General features: G+C 56.4%; 12 protein-coding genes. 4 read left to right on the top strand and 8 right to left on the bottom strand.

Translation table 11 applies throughout. The features are described 5' to 3' along the window. Window positions 1-106: 106 nt before the first annotated feature. The 5 genes from H522_RS0109800 to H522_RS18700 form a co-directional block, all read right to left on the bottom strand. On the bottom strand, window positions 107-529 hold the full coding sequence (locus H522_RS0109800; RefSeq protein ID WP_026962177.1) for a hypothetical protein: 423 nt from the start codon (window positions 527-529) through the stop codon (window positions 107-109). Window positions 530-679: 150 nt separating this feature from the next. Continuing rightward, on the bottom strand, window positions 680-2,146 hold the full coding sequence (locus tag H522_RS0109795; RefSeq protein WP_026962176.1) for a SpoVR family protein: 1,467 nt from the start codon (window positions 2,144-2,146) through the stop codon (window positions 680-682). A gap of 21 nt (window positions 2,147-2,167) precedes the next feature. Further along, window positions 2,168-3,331, bottom strand: coding sequence for a sporulation protein YhbH (gene yhbH / locus H522_RS0109790; RefSeq protein ID WP_026962175.1), 1,164 nt, complete (start codon window positions 3,329-3,331; stop codon window positions 2,168-2,170). Between the two features lie 37 nt (window positions 3,332-3,368). After that, window positions 3,369-5,267 carry a PrkA family serine protein kinase gene (locus tag H522_RS0109785; RefSeq protein WP_026962174.1) on the bottom strand — a complete coding sequence of 633 codons (1,899 nt, stop codon included), beginning with the start codon at window positions 5,265-5,267 and terminating at the stop codon, window positions 3,369-3,371. 256 nt (window positions 5,268-5,523) lie between these two features. Continuing rightward, window positions 5,524-6,279 (bottom strand): alpha/beta hydrolase, encoded by a 756-nt coding sequence (locus H522_RS18700; RefSeq protein ID WP_035453369.1) that lies wholly within the window; start codon window positions 6,277-6,279, stop codon window positions 5,524-5,526. 222 nt (window positions 6,280-6,501) lie between these two features. Between H522_RS18700 and pdhA the strand changes: the two genes are divergently transcribed. The 4 genes from pdhA to lpdA are packed head-to-tail and all read left to right on the top strand — an operon-like array spanning window position 6,502 to window position 11,372. Then, on the top strand, window positions 6,502-7,575 hold the full coding sequence (gene pdhA / locus H522_RS0109775; RefSeq protein ID WP_035453366.1) for a pyruvate dehydrogenase (acetyl-transferring) E1 component subunit alpha: 1,074 nt from the start codon (window positions 6,502-6,504) through the stop codon (window positions 7,573-7,575). Between the two features lie 3 nt (window positions 7,576-7,578). Continuing rightward, a complete protein-coding gene (locus tag H522_RS0109770; RefSeq protein ID WP_026962172.1) occupies window positions 7,579-8,559 on the top strand; it encodes an alpha-ketoacid dehydrogenase subunit beta in 981 nt (326 codons plus the stop codon). A 29-nt stretch (window positions 8,560-8,588) separates the two neighbouring features. Continuing rightward, window positions 8,589-9,959, top strand: a complete 1,371-nt coding sequence (locus tag H522_RS0109765; RefSeq protein WP_026962171.1) for a dihydrolipoamide acetyltransferase family protein — start codon at window positions 8,589-8,591, stop codon at window positions 9,957-9,959. 3 nt (window positions 9,960-9,962) lie between these two features. Further along, window positions 9,963-11,372, top strand: a complete 1,410-nt coding sequence (gene lpdA, locus H522_RS0109760; protein WP_026962170.1) for a dihydrolipoyl dehydrogenase — start codon at window positions 9,963-9,965, stop codon at window positions 11,370-11,372. 134 nt (window positions 11,373-11,506) lie between these two features. On the opposite strand, the gene H522_RS0109755 is transcribed toward lpdA, so the two are convergent. The 3 genes from H522_RS0109755 to H522_RS0109745 all read right to left on the bottom strand — a co-directional run bounded on the left by H522_RS0109755 (window position 11,507) and on the right by H522_RS0109745 (window position 13,878). Further along, window positions 11,507-12,241, bottom strand: coding sequence for an HAD family hydrolase (locus tag H522_RS0109755; protein ID WP_026962169.1), 735 nt, complete (start codon window positions 12,239-12,241; stop codon window positions 11,507-11,509). 53 nt (window positions 12,242-12,294) lie between these two features. Continuing rightward, on the bottom strand, window positions 12,295-12,753 hold the full coding sequence (gene trmL, locus H522_RS0109750; RefSeq protein WP_026962168.1) for a tRNA (uridine(34)/cytosine(34)/5-carboxymethylaminomethyluridine(34)-2'-O)-methyltransferase TrmL: 459 nt from the start codon (window positions 12,751-12,753) through the stop codon (window positions 12,295-12,297). Between the two features lie 66 nt (window positions 12,754-12,819). Beyond that, window positions 12,820-13,878 carry an amidase domain-containing protein gene (locus H522_RS0109745; protein WP_026962167.1) on the bottom strand — a complete coding sequence of 353 codons (1,059 nt, stop codon included), beginning with the start codon at window positions 13,876-13,878 and terminating at the stop codon, window positions 12,820-12,822. Window positions 13,879-13,958 lie beyond the last annotated feature (80 nt).

The raw sequence follows: 13,958 nt of genomic DNA, 5'->3' as shown, positions 1-13,958 counted from the left end.
GATGAAGTCCATGGCTGATAGTACAGTCCATGGCTTATTCGGGGATGTAGGGAAGGTGAAGGTTCTTCGGCACGTTGATGACGTATGTCTTCCACGTTTGACCGATTTATTCCGAATCCACGGGCTTCTTGACCGTCGTCCCGCCAATTATGGCGACAATCAGTCCGACAATCCCCCAGACGACGATCATGGTGATGAGCGAAATGAAGTGGGTCGTCGTGGAGTTGGCCAACGCCACGGCCTTGTCAATCGCATCCTGGGAAAGCTGCCCGTGGGTGCTCTTTTGGAGCTGTTCCGCAGTAACATGCGTGAAAAATCCGCTCAGCCCACGAAACACCCCATACACCGCCCCCGTCAAGGCTCCGGTCCAAACCGGTCGCCAGCCCTGCTGCTTCGCGGTGCGCCCAGCCAGAAACAGCAACACCAACAGCAGAATGTTAATAATCCATGCGACCACAGTCACAACGCTGCTCCCGTTACCCAACCCCACCTGAACCAGCAGTCCGATAATGCCCAACACCGCTGCCATAACCACCAACGAAACTCTAGACTTTATCCGCAATTCACACCCTGCCTTCCATTCCTATTTTTGTGTGCAGTATAACATGAAAATGGCGCCTGTATCGCGGCGCCCAAAACATTTTCTCTATTCATGGTCGCAGCGTGGTTGCTTCTGACGTTATAAAAACTTCCTCTGCACTCGCGATCCGTCACAGCTAAACAGAATGGCCCGCTCATCCACCACCGTCTCTAGATGGCATGTGCGCCCCCACAACTGGTGTACGTACGGGAGTGTCTTTTCGACATGCTTGAGGTCCAGTTCCACGCCTTCATACCCGTGCTTCAGATACAGTTCGCCGTTGTTGTTATAGTCTCCGTCTTCCACCCAAATCACCGGAATCCCGCCGTTGACGCGGGAAGCGCAGATGTGGTCGCGTACCTTTTCCCAATCGATCTCCACAATCTTCCATTCATTGCCGACCTTTTGGTAGAGATATAAGTCGAGCTCCTCAACCAGTTCTTTGGTGAGATAGTTGCGCAGAAAGGAAACGTCTGTCTCCGTCTCTCGCACCTCGAACATCTTTGCCCTGCCTTGGCCGGGCTCGCGCCCAAACCGCTCCCGTTCCTCCTGCGTCGGTTCGTTCCACCGCTTCTCGATGTCCTCCCAAATCGCCAAACCGAGGTGATACGGATTAATCGTGGTCCGCGAGGGTAGCACGACGCCGGCATGCATCTGCGCAAAGTCAACGGCTTCCGCGTCGGTCAGATCCATCTCGCGCATGATGCGCAGGTGCCAATAGGTAGCCCAACCTTCGTTCATGATTTTCGTCTCCAACTGCGGCCAAAAGTAGAGCATTTCCTCCCGAAGCAAGGACAGAATGTCACGCTCCCATTCCTCAAGGACGCGGCTGTACTCGATAAGAAACAACATCAGGTCGCGTTCCGGAACCAGCATCTGACCGGATCTCCACCCTGTCCGCCCCGTTTTGTTGCCGTTGCCTTGTCCCGCTTTGGCATCCGCCCGGCTGACCGGGTCTTCTTCGTCGAGTTGCCACAAGTCGTCATACGGTCCCGTTTGTCGCCGCGCCTTGTGCCGCTTTTCCTCGCGCATCCGCCGCAGGCGTTCGCGCCGCACCTTGTCGGCGTTGTGCGAAGGGTCGATGTGCTGTTGCAGCGCGATGCCGGCGTCCAGCACCTGCTCCACCCGTTGCCGCCCGTACTCCAGCTCGTACTGGCGCACCCGCTCCGCGTTCGCCGCCATTCGCTCCACCATATCGCGCGACGTGTTGGCAAAGGCGATGTTGTTTTTGAAAAAGTCCGAGTGTCCCAATACGTGTGCGCAGACGGTCTTGTTTTGCAACAGGGTGTTCCCGTCCAACAAGAACGCATACGACGGATTGGAGTTGATGACCAGCTCGTAAATGCGACTGAGCCCAAAATCGTACTCTAATTTCATTTTATGGAATGCCTTTCCAAAACTCCAATGGCTGAAGCGAGTGGGCATTCCGTACGCACCGAACGTATAGATAATATCGGACGGGCACACCTCGTAGCGCATCGGAAAATAGTCGAGGCCAAACCCGTCCGCAATCCGCATGATTTTTTCTATCGATTGTTCAAGCTCCTTAAGCTCCGCGTCGTTCATCGTATCCCGCACCCCCTCGCCTTAAGCTGGCTTCACGGTCTCGTCGCGGGAGCTGAAGAAAGCCTTCAAGGCTTGATAGATACCCGCCTTTTCCCGAATCACGACGGTTCGGAAATACGGGTGGCTAACCTTCCCAAAGGCGTTCATCAAGGTCGAGGATCGGCCGTATTGGTTGACTTCTGCGTAACCAAACATTTGGGACAGTTCGCACAATTGGTTGACCAACCGCACACACCGTTCGTTGTCAGACGTCAAGTTATCGCCGTCTGAGAAGTGAATCGGATAGATGTTGTAGCGCTCTGACGGATACTCTTTCTCAATCATCGCCAGGGCGAACTCGTAGGCGGACGAACAGATGGTGCCGCCGCTCTCGCCGCGGGTGAAAAAGTGCTCCTCACTCACCTCGCGCGCCTCGGTGTGATGGGCGATGTAGCGAATCTGCACCGTGTCGTACTTGGTCCGCAAAAACCGTGTCATCCAGAAGAAGAAGGTGCGTGCACAGTACTTTTCAAACAACCCCATGCTTCCCGACGTATCCATCATCGCCAGAACGACCGCCTTCGAATCGGGTTCCTCCACATCCTCCCAGGTCTTGTAGCGTAAATCATCCGGCAGGATGCGCAAGTTCATGCTGCCTTGTTGGGCGGATTCGCGCTGACTGCGGCGGATGGACTCGAGCAGGGTCCGTTTCTTGTCGATGTTGTTTGATAGCCCCGTCTTGCGCACGTCCCGAAAATCGATGTCATGGGTAACCATGTCGTCCGGAGACTTGGGTTTGAGGTTGGGCAGGGTCAACTCGGCAAACAACTCCGCCTCGATGTCTTCAAGCGCCACGTCCGCCTCCACGTAGTCCACTCCAGGTTGGTTGCCGGCCCCTTGTCCCTGACCCGGCTGCGGCGGCCCGTCGGATGCAATCACGTCCCCGACCTGAGAGTCGCCTTTCCCCGTCCCTGCCTGCTTGCTTTTGTTGAAATTGTAGCGGAATCGATATTCCTCCAGGGAACGGATTGGAATCCGGACAATCTGCCGCCCGTCGCTCATAATGATGCCTTCGTCGCTGATTAGGTCCGCCAGATTCTCCCTTATGGCCTGCTTGACCTTTTCCCGATGCCGCTCCTGGTCCTGATGCCCCTTGCGGTGCAGGGACCAGTCCTCTTTGCTGAGTGTAAACTGGGTGGCCGCCATCGCGCTCCCCTCCTCTCTTCGTAGGTCCTTGTTGTGGTCAGCGATTGAGCAGGCTGCCCGTGTAACGAAGCAGTTCGTTCGCGCATACCGCGCAGTAGCCGTGTTCGTCAATAAGCCGAGCAATAACCTCGTTGATCTTCTTCAACTGCGATTCATCCGGCGTCTTGGTCGACGTCGTGATTTTCACAATGTCCTTCAAGTCGGCAAACAACTTCTTTTCAATCGCCTCGCGCAGCCGTTCGTGCGAGCGGTAGTCAAACTTTTTCCCGCGCCGCGCGTACGTCGAGATGCGGATGAGAATCTCCTCGCGGAAGCTGCGCTTGGCGTTCTCTGAGATGCCAATCTGCTCCTCAATCGAACGCATCAGCTTCTCGTCCGGATCCATCTCCTCGCCGGTGAGCGGATCCTTAATCTTTTGCCAGCTGCAATACGCTTCTACGTTGTCCAGGTAGTTTTCCAGCAACGTCTTGGCCGATTCCTCAAAGGAATAGACGAACGCCTTTTGCACCTCGGTCTTCGCCATCTCGTCGTACTCTTTCCGGGCGGTGGCGATAAAGTTGAGCAGACGCTGCTTATCTTCCTTGGAAATCGACGCGTGTTGATCCAGCCCGTCCTTGATGGCGCGGAGTACGTCCAGGGCATTGATACAGGTCGTGTCCTGACGGACCAGGGCCGTTGAGATCCGGTTGATGATATAGCGCGGATCGAGCCCAAACATCCCTTCGTCCGGAAACTCTTCCTTCAACTCTTTGATGTCAGCGTCTTTTAGACCCTCGACCACCTGCCCATTGTAGACGTACATCTTCTTTAACAGGTCGACCCCTTGCTTCTTCGACTCGCGCAGACGCGTCAGAATCGAGAAGATGGCGGCCGTACGCAGCGCGTGTGGAGCGATGTGAATGTCTTTCAAATCGCTTTGCTTGACCAGCTTCTCGTAAATCTTGATCTCATCGTCCACGCGCAGGTTGTAGGGAATCGGCATGACAATCATGCGCGATTGCAAGGCCTCGTTTTTCTTGTTCGCGATGAACGCCTTGTACTCCGCCTCATTGGTATGCGCGACAATCATCTCGTCAGCGGATATGAGCGCAAACCGTCCCGCCTTGAAATTCCCCTCCTGCGTCAAGCTCAAGAGGTGCCAGAGAAACTTTTCGTCGCACTTGAGCATCTCTTGAAATTCCATCAGACCCCGGTTGGCCTTATTCAGTTCCCCGTCAAACCGGTACGCGCGCGGATCGGATTCCGATCCGTACTCCGTAATGGTCGAAAAGTCAATACTCCCGGTTAAATCGGCAATGTCTTGGGACTTCGGATCGGACGGACTGAACGTGCCAATCCCGACGCGTTTCGTTTCTGACAAGATAACCCGTTCCACAGGTACCTTTTCAATATCGCCGCCAAAGTCCAACTCCAGGCGCAGTTGACAAGCCGGACACAGGTTCCCTTCGATGCGAACCCCGTATTCTTGTTCAAACTCGGGACGCAGGGGCTCTGGGATGAGATGCAGAGGCTCCTCGTGCATCGGACAACCTTTAATGCCATATAATGCACCCTGTGGCGTGCGACTGTACCGTTCCAACCCGCGCTTGAGCATCGCTACAATCGTCGACTTTCCACCACTGACCGGTCCCATCAGGAGCAAAATGCGCTTGCGCACCTCGAGCCTGCGCGCCGCGGCGTGAAAGTACTCCTCGACCAACCGCTCAATCGTGGCATCTAGACCGAACAGCTCACGTTCAAAAAACCGGTAGTGCCGGCGTCCGTCTGCATCGGTCTCAATGCCGGCATCCGCAATCATATCGTAAATCCGATTGTGGGCCGTTTTCGCCACGTCGGGGTTTCGGCGGACAATATCCAGGTAGTCGAGAAAGGTTCCTTCCCAGCGCAATGCCTCTTCTTCGGCCCGATACGCATTGAGACGAGAGAGAAAGCTCATGACGTCATCCCCCTTTTGTTCGGGCCCGAGCCCTCGCAGTTCGCCGCTTAGAAGTTTTGAGACCTTCCCGCAACATGTGTCCCACAGCCTGAAGATACGTGCCTTACTTATCAGACTATATTCCCGCCACCCTTGACCACATGCCCGCTGCCTATCCAAGGTAAGAAGATTTTGAATATGATGCTCAGGAACCGGGCACGGCTGGGTTACCTCTACTATATGCGCGGCGCGCGCGAGGTGTCCCAACGGCAATAGCCTATACGGGAGCTGCCCCGTGCAAGCGCTGTTCGAGCCACGCCAAAGCCTCGGGCAGGTGCTTCTGCCAGAACCCCCAGATGTGCGTCCCATCCGCCTCGTGATAATTCATGACAGCGCCTCGCTCGGTCAGGAGCGTGTGCATCTGCCTATTAAACTCGTAGAAATTCAGGGTGCCGTGCTCTTTCGTCTCCACCGCCGTCTCCTGACGTCCGACCAGCATGTACCCGGCCAACTTGGATAAATCATGAGTCTCCGCCACTTTCGCTTGCAGGGGCGGATAAAAAGCGCCCGAGAACAACAACAGCTGCGAAAAGACGTCCGGCCGCTGCAGATGAATCGACAGCGAGGCGGCCGCCCCCAGGGAGATCCCAGCCATAAACCACTTTCCCTTGTCTGGCGCGATGGCGTACTCTTCCTCGATGTACGGAATGCACTCTTCTAGAACAAAACGGCTGTATGCCTCATGCCGGTCGCCTGAAATGTCGTAATCAGCGCTGCGCAGCCGTTTGTTCATCGCCATACAGACAATCACCAATGGCGATAATTCGCCACTGGTCATGCGTTCGCAGGCAATGGTGGCGATGCGGCCGTGGGTTATAAACTCGTTCCCATCGTGGCAGAACAACACCGGATAGGCCTCTTCCCGCGAGTACCCGGGGGGAAGACAGACCTTAATGGTTCGATCTTCGCAAAGATGGGAACTGTAGATCTCGTGACTCTCAATCACACGTTGACTGGATGCGGACTGGCTCATGCTGGCCCCTCCTCCGTTTGGGTGGTGACCCGAATTCGATTCCTGTTATATAAACGACGTGGAATTATTATATAACAGTTGATCCCGTTATTTTTGTCTGGATTCGCACATTGAAAGAATGTGTATTATAATCGATTACGGGTTCTGTATTAATGTCTGGCCTGTTCTTCTGATGGCCTATTGTAAACCACACGAGGAAAATTATAAAACGAGGTGAACGGAATGAGCACGTCGACTGCAGCGGATAAGATTCCGTATTTGCAAGTGCTCGATGAAAACGGCAAAGTGGTCAACCAAGACCTCATGCCGAACTTGCAGGACGACCAGCTGCGGGAATTGATGCGGCGCATGGTCTTTACGCGCATTGTCGATCAGCGCGCAATCCGCTTGACGCGTCAAGGCCGTTTGGGCTTCTACGCCCCGGTGGCCGGCCAGGAAGCATCCATGATTGGCAGCGAGTTCGCCACACAGAAGGAAGACTTTATCCTGCCCGGGTATCGTGATGTGCCCCAGGCCCACTTCCACGGTTGGCCGCTGTACCAGTGGATTCTCTATTCGCGTGGTCACCAGCACGGTGGCGAAGTGCCGCAGGACGTGAATGTCCTGCCACCGCAGATCATTATTGGCGCCCAGTACGTGCAGTGCACAGGCATGGCGCTGGCCTTCAAACTGCGCGGAGAAAAGCGGGTCGCCGTGACCTATACCGGCGACGGAGGCACCTCGCAAGGTGACTTCTACGAAGGCATCAACTTCGCCGGCGCCTTTCATGTCCCGGCTGTCTTTATCGTTCAAAACAACCAATTCGCCATCTCGACACCGGTTCGTTTGCAGAGCGCGGCGGAGACCCTGGCGCAAAAGGCTGTGGCAGCCGGCATCCCCGGCGTACAAGTGGACGGTATGGACGTGTTGGCGGTGTATGCAGCCGCGAAAGACGCGATTGACCGTGCGCGTGAAGGCGATGGACCGACCCTGATTGAAGCGTTGACGTTCCGTTACGGCCCGCACACGATGTCGGGCGACAACCCGACCCGTTATCGCACAAAGGAACTGGAATCGGAATGGGAGCGCAAAGACCCGCTTATCCGTTTCCGCAACTACCTTGAATCGAAGGGCTTGTGGTCTGAGGAAGACGAAAATCGGTCCATTGAGGAAGCCAAGGATGCTCTGAACGATGCCTTGAAGAAGGCGGACTCGTATCCGAAGATGACCATCCCCGGCTTAATCGAAAGCATGTTTGAAACCCTGCCCGAGTCGCTCGTACGGCAGAAGGCTGAGTTCTCTGGGGAGGCGAAGTAATCCATGGCAGAAGTGACGATGATTAAAGCCATCACCAACGCGCTTGACCTGGAACTGGGGCGCGATGAGAAGGTCCTTTTATTTGGCGAAGACGTAGGCCACAACGGCGGCGTCTTCCTCGCCACCGAAGGCCTGCAGGAAAAGTACGGCGACAAACGCGTGTTTGATACCCCGCTGGCTGAGTCGGGAATTATCGGGTTGGCAAACGGGTTGGCGATGCAGGGGTTCCGTCCAGTTGCGGAAATTCAGTTCTTTGGCTTCGTCTTTGAAGCGATGGACCAGATTGTCGGTCAGGCAGCGCGTACCCGCTACCGCACAGGCGGCCGTTTCACCTGCCCGCTGGTCATCCGTTCCCCGTTCGGTGGCGGTGTGAAAACCCCGGAGCTGCACGCCGACAGCCTGGAGGGCCTGTTCGTCCAGTCCCCTGGCATCAAAGTCGTCATTCCTTCCAATCCGTACGACGCCAAGGGACTACTCATCTCCGCCATCCGCGATAACGATCCGGTGCTGTTCCTGGAGCATATGCGCCTGTACCGATCCATCCGTCAGGAGGTGCCGGACGAAGCCTATACCATCCCTCTCGGCAAGGCGAACGTGGTCCGCGAAGGCAAAGACGTGACCGTCATCGCCTACGGCTACATGGTGCATGTGGCTAGGAAGGCGGCAGAACAGTGGTCGAAGGAAAAGGGGATTGAGGCGGAGGTCATCGACCTGCGCACGATTAACCCGATTGACATCGAAACCATTGTCGAGTCCATCAAGAAGACCCATCGCGCCGTAGTCGTGCAAGAGGCCCAGCGCTCGGCCGGTGCAGCAGCGGAAATCATCGCACAAATTAACGAGCACGCCATTTATCATCTGGAAGGCCCCGTACTGCGAATCACGCCTCCGGACACGGTATATCCGTTCGGCTTGATTGAAGACGAATGGCTGCCCGACGAGCAGCAGGTTCTGCGCGGCCTGGACAAGGTCATGAGCATGTAATTGACGTCAACCGTCTGGAGGTGAGCAAAATGGGAGTTTACGCATTCCGTTTGCCAGAGCTTGGCGAAGGACTGCATGAGGGACGCCTGGAAAAATGGTTGGTCAAACCGGGCGACACCGTTCAGGAGGACGACGCTCTGGCGGAAATTGAAAATGACAAAACGATGGTGGAACTACCCAGCCCAGTTGCCGGCAAGGTGCTAGAATTGAAAGTCGAGGAAGGCGCCACTGCGGTGGTTGGCGACATCCTCATCACCTTTGAAGTCGAAGGTGAAGGCAATGAAGCGGAAACCGGCGCGTCAGCCCCGGCCCAGGATGCCAGCGATGCGGGCGTGCATGGAGCAGGCCTTGAGAACGTGACCGCCAATGTGAAAAAGGAGGGTCAATCCCCTGCCGAGGCCCCGTCGCCTGCACCGGCAGCCGCAGAGGCCGACAACCAGGGCACAGACCTGACCAGCCATGCCCACGAAGTGCTGGCCACACCGGGTGTGCGCAAATACGCCCGCGAACACGGCGTGGACATCACGAAGGTCAAAGGCACAGGCAACAACGGCAAGGTCACGAAGGAAGATGTGGACGCCTACTTGAAAGGCGGCGCCCAACCAGCGGCTCCGGCGGCAGCGGCAACTGCGGAGCAAGCGACGGTCCGTGCGCAAGCCCCTGTCGGCGCACCCCCAGTCAGCATCTCCGAAAACACAGCACTGGAAGAACGCCAGCCGTTGCCCAACATCCGCAAAATTATCGCCCAGGCCATGGCCCGCTCGGCATACACAGCGCCGCACGTCACAGTAATGGACGAGGTAAATGTCACCGAGCTAGTACAGCTGCGCAAGGAAATTAAGCCCTTGGCCGAAGAGCGCGGTGTCAAGGTCAGTTATTTGCCATTCATCGTTAAGGCGCTGGTGGCTGCGCTCAAGAAGCACCCGGTGCTCAACTCGTCGCTCGACGAGGAAAAGCAGGAATTGGTGTTGAAAAAGTACTATCATATTGGCATCGCGACCGACACCGAGCGCGGCTTGTTGGTCCCGGTTATCCGCGACGCGGATAGAAAGAGCATGTGGGCCATTGCTGAAGAGATCAACGATTTGGCGGCCCGCGCGCGCGACAATAAACTGGGACCACAAGAGATCAAGGGCAGCACCATGTCCATCACAAACATCGGTTCGGTCGGTGGGATGTTCTTTACGCCCATCATCAACTACCCAGAGGTGGCCATCCTTGGCGTCGGCCGCATCACCGAGCGTCCGATTATGAAAAACGGCGAGGTTGTCGGCGCGCAGATGCTGGCCCTCTCGCTCAGCTTTGACCACCGGGTCGTCGACGGTGCACTGGCGCAGCGGTTTATCAATGACATCAAGGGGCTCTTGGAAAATCCACGGTTGTTGCTCATGGAGGTGTAACAATTGGTCGTCGGTGAATTTACCCAGGAAGTAGACGTCATTGTGATTGGTGCTGGCCCTGGCGGCTACGTCGCCGCCATTCGGGCCGCCCAGCTCGGCAAGAGCGTCACGGTCGTGGACAAGGGTAACCTGGGCGGTGTTTGCCTGAATGTGGGCTGCATCCCGTCGAAAGCCCTCATCAGCGCCGCCGAGTTTTACGAGAAAAGCAAGCAGTCTCCGTTCCCCGGCGTCACGACACAGGCGGAGTTGGATTTCGCCAAAGTCATGGAGTGGAAGCAATCGGTCGTCGACAAGATGACCGGAGGCGTCAAAACCCTCTTCAAAGGCAATAAGATCAACTTTGTGCAAGGCGAAGCGTTCTTCTCCAAGGCGGACGAAGTCCGGATTATGAAGGAACACGAGAGTGAGCGCTACAAATTCCAACACTGCATCATTGCGACTGGATCGCGCCCGATTGAGTTGAAGTCTCTGCCGTATGGAAAACGGGTACTGTCCTCGACAGAAGCCCTCTCCCTCGACCATGTGCCGGAGAGCCTGGTGGTTGTCGGTGGCGGTTACATCGGCATCGAATTGGGACAAACCTATGCGAAGTTTGGCTCCAAGGTCACCATCATTGAGGGGACCAAGTCGATTCTGCCGACGTTCGATCCGCAGGCCGTCCGCTTGGTCCAACGGAACCTGAAGAAGTATGGTGTGGACGTGGTCACCGAAGCGTTCGCGCAAGGTGTGGAAGAACACGAAGACGGCGTCACGCTCACCTACAAAGTCGGTGACGAAGAGAAGTCGGTCAAGGCTGAATATGTCCTGGTTACCGTGGGACGCCGCCCAAACACCGACGAACTGGGGCTCGAATCGATTGGCATCAAGATGACCGACAAGGGTCTGATTGAGGTCGACGAACAGTGTCGCACCAGCGTCCCCAACATCTATGCGATTGGCGACATCGTGCCTGGGCCTGCGCTCGCACACAAAGCCTCGTACGAAGGCAAGGTCGCCGCAGAAGTGATTGCGGGGAAAAAGAGCGCGGTAGATTACCGGTGCATTCCGTCCGTCGTCTTTTCCGACCCTGAAATTGCCAGTGTCGGCCTGAGCGAGGAAGAAGCCAAGGAGCAGTATGGCGAGGTCGCAACCGGGCGCTTCCCGTATGCGGCCAACGGCCGTGCCGTCGCCCTCAACGCCAGCGAAGGCTACATAAAGCTGATTGCGGACAAGAAGAGTGGCTTGCTGGTTGGAGCCCAGGTCATCGGGCACGAGGCGTCCAACTTGATTGCCGAACTCGGGTTGGCGATTGAGATGAGTGCCACCCTCGAAGACATCGCCCTCACCATTCACGCCCATCCGACCTTGGGCGAGATGGTTATGGAGGCTTCTGAGGTGGCCCTGGGTTCGCCTATCCACATCGTCAGCAAGTAACAAAAAGCCACATCAAGCCCAAAAGAAAAACGGTGCCTCGTCATCAGCGGCGAGACGCCGTTTTTTGTTCTGCGGGCGGTATGTGCCGGCTCTGGATATGGCCGATGTCACTTCAACCTGGTCAGTCTTCAGCGTTAGTTCGACGACGCAGGGTGCTCCAGTTTCGGCAAATCGCGGATGAACATCAGTACGTCCGCCAGACTGCCTTGATGGGTAAATTCGAAGTGACCGCGACCGTGGTCGATCAAACAGTCGGTGACGAGATACGTTTCGATGCCCAACTTTCCGGCCACCCCGTCTTCCTGCACGTCGTTGCCAAACATGATGCAGGAAAACGGGCTCACATCCAGTTTGTCTACGATTTCTACAAAATACTTCGGATTCGGTTTACAAAAGTGCATGTCTTCCAGGGTCGTCACCAACTGAAACGGGATGTCCCCCACCCCGGCCCATTCCATCCGATGCCGGATGGCCCGCTCTGGGAAGATGGGATTGGTCGCAATGACCAGTTGATACCCTTTCTCGTGCGCGGTTTGACAGATTTCCCGAGCGAGGGGCGTCGGTGAGGTATAGCTTCGGAGTTCCCGAAAGCCTTCTTCGTAGAATTGGTCAAACAGCGGCCAGATCTGTTCTTCGCAGAGGCCAGTAGCCTGGAGGAAGCGTTCCTTCAGAACGGTCAAATTGGTTTTATTCGGTTCTTCGTTTTCAATCATGGCCGTGGTGGCGTTCCAAATTTCCCGCACTGCGGTCTTTTCATCCAAGACATGGGCAATCCGCGGAACCAAGTGTTCAAAATAGGCCCGCATGAACTCGTCCAAGTCCATCGGCAAGAGTGTCCCGTCAAGGTCAAACAGGAGTGTCGTCAGCATTCACGGTGTCGCCTCCTCGAATGAGTGGATGCCCCAGGCGAATCCAGTGGTCTCTACGTGAGCCCAGGAAAACCGCATTGGCGCAGCGCTTCGTAGACAATAATCGCGACCGAATTCGCCAGGTTCAAAGACCGTGCACCGGCAATCATCGGCATTCGAACGACGGAGTCCAAGTTTTTGTCAATCACCCACTGAGGCAACCCGGCCGTCTCCTTGCCAAAGACCAAAAAATCATCCGGTTGATACTGAATCTCGCTGTACCACTTCCTCCCGCGCGTCGACGTGTATATAAAACGGCCCTCCGGGTGCTTGTCCCATACTTCCTGCAACGAATCATGATAACGAATATCAAGCAGGTGCCAATAATCCAGTCCGGCCCGCTTTAAGTAGCGGTCTTCCGTCGAGAAGCCGAGGGGACGGACCAGGTGCAGGACACTCCCGGTTGCCGCGCAGGTCCGGGCAATGTTCCCCGTGTTGCCCGGAATCTCCGGCTCCACCAGCACAACGTGCATGCCATGTTGCCTCCTTGCTCCATCATCCCATCCAGTGTACCACACCCCCCTTTTCTGGATGTAACCTCAACACACGCGCTGCGGAAGGTGGACAAACGCATACCGAGTTTGCGGGGTCCAGGCACGGCTGTCCAAATATAGATAATGCCGATGATAGCTCGGGTCCGTATGGGCGTTGACGAGCGGATCGCCCTTTTGATCAAAGTCGACGACGATGGTGCAATGCCCGAAACGACCCTGACCCTGCCAATCGTAAAAGACGAGGTCGCCGATTTTCAGTTCCTGCGCGGATGACCGTACAGAGGCCTGCACCTGTCCGGTCAGATACAGGTACAATGCGTGCGCGGTGGACCAGCTAAAGCTCCATGTGTCTTCGCCGCTGTCGTTGAACCGGTACCACCAGCCACTGGCCCGATTGCCCGTATCGTGCATCGGCACACCCGCACTGTAGAGACACTGGGAAACAAAGTTCGTGCAGTCGTCGAGGCGAAAATACACGTACTGGGGATTCGGTCGATTCCACCATAACTCTGCGTAGCGAAGAGCCTGCAGACGGTCGTATGTGTTGCATGCCGGCCGCATAAAGCGACGAACGAGGCTTCGCAACCCGGTTTGCGGCCGCTCGATGCCGGCTGCATCCGCGTCGAGGCCGGCGTCGCTCTCGACACTGACGACAGGGTTTGGCCCCATCCCCGTCTCATCCGATTCCTGGGCGCTCACGATGCGCCATGTTCCGTCCGGGCTTGGCTGCCATCGCTGCAGGTGGCGAATAATTCGCCCCTCCACCGCGTGTTCCATCCCGTCCCGGTACACCCAGTTGACGGATTCCTCCATCTCTACGTCAACGGCGGTTGATTCGCCGTTCCCGCCAAGGTTCCCGTCTGTCGGTTCGGGAGTATTCAGCGGCCGCCAACGGTTCACCCGGACGCGGCTGTGCGCGCGCAGCAATCGGCTGCGCCGAATCTGTGCCGATTGGCGACGACGTTCCCAGCCCAGCTTTATCCACTTCCAGTTTTCCCCCGCTTGCTCGGCCCAGTACCTGGCCAAGGCATCGAGGTCACCCGTCAACCAGTAGCGGTTTCTCTCCTCCATGTAACCTTGAATGGACCCTGTTAAATTCGACACTGCACTCACCCACCCAGGATGACGTACTACAGCCTATGTCAGATGGGCGTACCGTGACAACGGAAGACAATCGCAATGCC

The sequence above is a fragment of the Alicyclobacillus herbarius DSM 13609 genome, from assembly GCF_000430585.1.
Lineage (GTDB): Bacteria > Bacillota > Bacilli > Alicyclobacillales > Alicyclobacillaceae > Alicyclobacillus_G > Alicyclobacillus_G herbarius.
The sequence above is the reverse complement of the archived record's forward strand: the minus strand, read 5'-3'. Positions and strand labels throughout refer to the sequence as shown.